We start from the raw sequence: 4347 nt of genomic DNA on the forward strand, positions 1-4347 counted from the left end.
CGTCAACGGACTCACCCTCCCGTTCCACAACGGCGGAACCGAAGGCGTCAACACCAAGACGAAACTGATCAAGAGACAGATGTACGGCCGCGCCGACTTCCGCCTCCTCCGCCACCGCATCCTGCTCAACTGATCCACACCGAGGCACGATCAACGGCTACGGAAATCTTGTCAGAGCCAATCGAACGGTGTATCGAGGGTGGTTGGGGTTACTGACGGGCTGCTGAGAGTCGGCCGTCGAAGGTGATGTCGCCATCCGCGTAACCGATGCGCCGGGCCGGGGCACTCGCTCTTCCCGTACGGGCCCCTCTCCCCTGATAATGGCCCTCAGCTGTCTGGCCTTGGGGGGCTTGTGTCGGATCGTGGTTCCACTCCTGTTCCGCCCGCCATGCGTAGAGTCGCGCGGGACTTCGAACTCGGGTCGCGCCAGGGGCTGGTGTGGACGGAGCCCAAGCGCTTCCCGTGGATCGTGGTGCTGCTGCCGGCGCTGGTCGGGCTGCCGGTGCTCTGGCTGGGGATTTCGGCCGCGGTGGAGGGCCAGCGGAGCGACGGCGCCTGGTACTACGCGCTGCCGTTGCTCATTTTGGGGGCCGCCGTGGTAGCCGCGGCCGGGTACTTCCTCTTCCTCGCGTTCACGAGACGGCAGGCGCAGGTCTGGGTGGGCCACTACCAGCACGGCATCGTCCGGGAGGTCGCCGGGCACGTGCCGGAGGCATACTCCTGGGACGAGATCGACGGCATCCGGCGGCGCAGCACCACAGTGACGAACGGGATCACCAGTGCCACCACACACGAGCTCTGGGTGTGTCCCCGTGAGGGCGCCGAGATCACGGTGAGCGACGCGTACAAGGGGGTCGCCCGGTTCACCGACGAACTGGACAAGACATTCACGCGCGTACGGCTGCCGCAGGACAGCGACCGGCTGAAGGCGGGCGAACGGGTCGACTTTTTCGGGGCCCACCTCGATCCCGCCGGTGTCGGGTACCTCGACCACCGGCTCGGCTGGCGCGAGGTCGACCGGGTCACGGTGAAACACGGCTGGCTGGAGATCCATCGGCACGGCGACGGAGAGCCGTGGGCCAGGTTCCCCGTGGAAATGGTCCAGAATCTGTCGGTCTTCCTGGCCCTCGTCACAAGGATGCGCCAGGAGACGGCCGGGAAACAGCCGCGATCAGACGATCCGGCCTGATCCAGCGAAGGCCGGCGCTCCGGCAGCAGGTCTGGATCAACGAACCGAATCAGGAAAAAGAACCCGCCCGGCAGAACACATAGTCTCAAACCGTCTCCTCTTGAGAAGCATATTCCTATCGATCATGAGGGCGGTTTGATCGAACAGGGTGCCTGGTCGGGTGGTCTTGGCAGGCAGGGCGCATGAAAGCAAGGCCTCCTGAGCAGCTCGGGGTTGTCGAAGCCAAGAGCGGTCCAGGAGACCCTGTTGTCGCAGTTGCACGTGGTGTCGCCATTCCACGGACCCGAATCCGCCGTGCAGCCGGGTGTGCCTGCAGGCGAGACGGTCGCGTTCGACTGGAATGACAGCGCCATCTACCCGGGAACCTCCCGGAAGTTCTGGGTCCACGTGCCTGCCCAGTACGACGCTACGGAACCGGCATCCTTGATGGTGTTCCAGGACGGATGGTGGTACCTGGACTCAGCGAGATCATCCCGCAGGTCACCGAGCGCTACGCCATCGCCCAAGCCCCCGAACCGTGGGGCATCTGCGGCGGGAGCAGCGGCGGCAACTGCGCCTTCACCACGGCGTGGCTGCGCCCGGACAAGTTCCGCCGCGTCATCGGATACCTGTCCAGCTTCGCGCAGATGCCGGACGGCAATCCCTACCCAGCCCTCATCTCCCGCGTTCCCCGCCAGCCGCTGCGTATCTTCATGCAAGCCGACCACCGCGACCCGCACTGGGCACAGGAAGGCGGCCTCGTATGGCTGCGGATCTCCCAGCGCCAGGGGTCTACGTCAAGGAAGTCCCCAGCGGACTGCGGATCATCATCGGAGCGGGGACGTCCACGCCCGCGTTTCTCGGGTACCCGGTCACTCGGCCCGAAGACGGATCACCGCACCTCGTGCAGAGCTGGAACGAGTTCGTGGACGTGTTCCACTTCCGCTCCACGTTCACACTGGAGCAGGTGACCGCAGAGTTGGAGTCTGTGGAGCGGCCACGCCACGACGAACTCACCGACCTCAAGGCCAAGTGACGGCCGCGCGGGAGTACGCGCTCGCCGAGGCCGTCTACGGCTTCTTCGCCAACGGCGGAACCAAGTGTTACATCGTCCCGCTCGCCCCCGAGAAGGATCTCGCGACGGAGGTCGGCAACGGACTGACCGGACTGAAGACCGTCCCGGATGTCTATATGGTCGCTGTACCGGACCTCTGGACGAGGAGCCAGGACGCGACGACCGTCCAGCCGGTCATCGCGTCCGTTGTGGCGCACTGCACGAAAATGGGCAACCGTCCGGCGATCCTGGAACCCTCGCCCGGCAAGGAACCCTCCGAGGTCACCGCCTTCGTCGGGTCGTTGGTGTCCTCCGACACGGACGACGCCGCGTTCACGACCGTGTACTACCCCTGGCTCAAGGTCCCAGGGCTCGATGGAGCGGATCGCACCATCCCGCCGTGCGGCCACCTCGCCGGGGTATGGGCCCGCACCGATGCCGAGCGCGGTGTGTTCAAGGCCCCCGCGAACCAGAACCTCCGCGGCGTCCTGTCCGTCCCGACGGTTCTCACCGACCAACAGAACGCGGAGCTGGACTCGACGGGCGTGAACTGCCTGCGCGTCTTCCCCGACCGAGGTCTGCTGGTGTGGGGGGGCGTACGAGGTCGACAGCGCGTGACATGCGCTATCTGAACGTCCGGCGGTTGGTGTCGTTCCTCTCCGACTCGATCCGTCAGTCGTCCACGTGGGCGGCGTTCGAGCCGAACGACGAGCGGCTGTGGGACACGCTGCGGCATTCGGTGACATCGTTCCTGACTGACCAGTGGCGCCAGGGTGCTCTCGTCGGTCACAAGCCGGACGACGCGTTCTCTGTGATCTGCGACGGCACGAACAACAAGAAGGAGACGATCGACGAGGGCAAGGTCGTCTGCGACATCGACGTCGCTCCCGTGCGGCCCGGCGAGTTCGTGCGCTTCACCATCACCCAGATCGCCGGCCGGCCCGGTCAGAGCACCTGAACGTGACAGGGTGAAAGGCATCCACGCCATGGTGTGGATGCCTTTCACCCTGTCTCCGAGGCCGGTCGGGCGGCGGGGCCTGGCGATGCACGGGGCCCGGGCACAGTGGCAACCGGCCCCCGGGTCGAGACGCTTGCTGACATCGGCCCGGTCGGCCAGGCTCAGTCCCTCGACCGCGTCGCCGTCGGTCATCTCCACCGAAACAGCGTGCAGTTCGGTGTTCGTGCGCCCGAACACCGTCCGAAGGGTGCTCCCCTCCCCCACCTCCCCCCTCGATGCCTTGCTCGCGCAGGGCGTCGTACCAGAGCACGGCGACGTCACGGTCGTCGGTTGCCGGGACAGTCTGGATCGGCGGCTCGACATCGGCGAGGAGCTCCAGCAGGAGGGCGCGCCGCTCGGGCGGCTTCGGCAGTAGCCGATCGACGGGTCCGGGTGCTGCAGAACGTCCCAGCAGACGTAAGAGGCCGGATACCTGGCGGCCAGGGCGCGGGCCCGGGTCACGGACGACGCGGCCCGTGACTGCGCCGCCGCGAAGCCGAGCCGGCCGTCCCGCCAGATCACCGCCTCGCCGTCCAGGACCGTGTCCGGCCTGAGCACCATGTTCTCTTGGGGTCGGACTGTTGCGCGGGTTCGGCAGGGGTAGGTCTGCGCAGATCAGCGCTGTTTCCATCCACCGTATCGAGTGCAACAGGTGTGGTGCTATCCCTGGTTTGGGTGGTGCTGGCGCCTGATAGGGGTCGCGATGTCCTCGCTGGCAGGATGACGAAGCCGAAAGTTGCCGGGGTGTTTAACAACGTCGTTGCGCCGGCGGAACGCCGCTCGGCGCAGAATTCTGCATGATCTCGGCCCGGCCGTGCGAGGATCCGCCGAGGCCCTCACCTCTGGACGTCGCCCTTCCCGCATCCGCCGAGATCGAGGCACTACTCACGGCCTCCGTCGGCGCCCGGACCACCATCGAGCGCATCGAGCCGCTGCACCATCCCTGGGTGCTGCGCGCCCACCTGGCGGAGGCGACCGGACTCCCCGACACGGTCATCGTGAAATGCCTCCGCCCCGAGGGGTACGGCCTCCGGGGGCCTTCCCCGTGATCGTGGACACCGGTTGTCATGCGGCGGTGGCCAGCGTAGTTGATCGTTGTTCGTAGGTGATCGGGCTGATCTGGCCGAG

General features: G+C 66.6%; 7 protein-coding genes. All 7 read left to right on the plus strand.

Annotated elements, in window-relative coordinates; genetic code table 11:
• A partial coding sequence (locus ACFVX4_RS41655) for a transposase (protein ID WP_389988626.1) occupies window positions 1-133 on the plus strand: 133 nt, incomplete at its 5' end.
• A gap of 255 nt (window positions 134-388) precedes the next feature.
• Complete coding sequence (locus tag ACFVX4_RS41660; RefSeq protein ID WP_389988608.1) at window positions 389-1189, plus strand: DUF6585 family protein; 801 nt, start codon at window positions 389-391, stop codon at window positions 1187-1189.
• A 742-nt stretch (window positions 1190-1931) separates the two neighbouring features.
• On the plus strand, window positions 1932-2204 hold the full coding sequence (locus tag ACFVX4_RS41665) for a hypothetical protein (RefSeq protein ID WP_389988611.1): 273 nt from the start codon (window positions 1932-1934) through the stop codon (window positions 2202-2204).
• Window positions 2201-2854 carry a phage tail sheath subtilisin-like domain-containing protein gene (locus ACFVX4_RS41670; RefSeq protein ID WP_389988614.1) on the plus strand — a complete coding sequence of 218 codons (654 nt, stop codon included), beginning with the start codon at window positions 2201-2203 and terminating at the stop codon, window positions 2852-2854. The genes ACFVX4_RS41665 and ACFVX4_RS41670 overlap by 4 nt, the downstream gene beginning before the upstream one ends.
• On the plus strand, window positions 2842-3180 hold the full coding sequence (locus tag ACFVX4_RS41675; RefSeq protein WP_389988617.1) for a phage tail sheath C-terminal domain-containing protein: 339 nt from the start codon (window positions 2842-2844) through the stop codon (window positions 3178-3180). Before ACFVX4_RS41670 ends, ACFVX4_RS41675 begins: the two co-directional genes overlap by 13 nt.
• Window positions 3181-3427: 247 nt before the next feature.
• Window positions 3428-3595 (plus strand): hypothetical protein, encoded by a 168-nt coding sequence (locus ACFVX4_RS41680; RefSeq protein WP_389988620.1) that lies wholly within the window; start codon window positions 3428-3430, stop codon window positions 3593-3595.
• Window positions 3596-4016: 421 nt separating this feature from the next.
• Window positions 4017-4268: a hypothetical protein gene (locus tag ACFVX4_RS41685; protein WP_389988623.1), complete on the plus strand. Its 252-nt coding sequence runs from the start codon at window positions 4017-4019 to the stop codon at window positions 4266-4268.
• Window positions 4269-4347 lie beyond the last annotated feature (79 nt).

The organism is Streptomyces sp. NPDC058240, assembly GCF_042882135.1.
Lineage (GTDB): Bacteria > Actinomycetota > Actinomycetes > Streptomycetales > Streptomycetaceae > Streptomyces.

Excerpts from the sequence above, each read along its gene's own strand:
- ACFVX4_RS41685 (WP_389988623.1), top strand. The coding sequence starts at position 4,017 with ATGATCTCGGCCCGGCCGTGCGAGGATCCGCCGAGGCCCTCACCTCTG.
- ACFVX4_RS41665 (WP_389988611.1), top strand. The coding sequence starts at position 1,932 with ATGGCTGCGGATCTCCCAGCGCCAGGGGTCTACGTCAAGGAAGTCCCC.
- ACFVX4_RS41675 (WP_389988617.1), top strand. The coding sequence starts at position 2,842 with ATGCGCTATCTGAACGTCCGGCGGTTGGTGTCGTTCCTCTCCGACTCG.
- ACFVX4_RS41660 (WP_389988608.1), top strand. The coding sequence starts at position 389 with ATGCGTAGAGTCGCGCGGGACTTCGAACTCGGGTCGCGCCAGGGGCTG.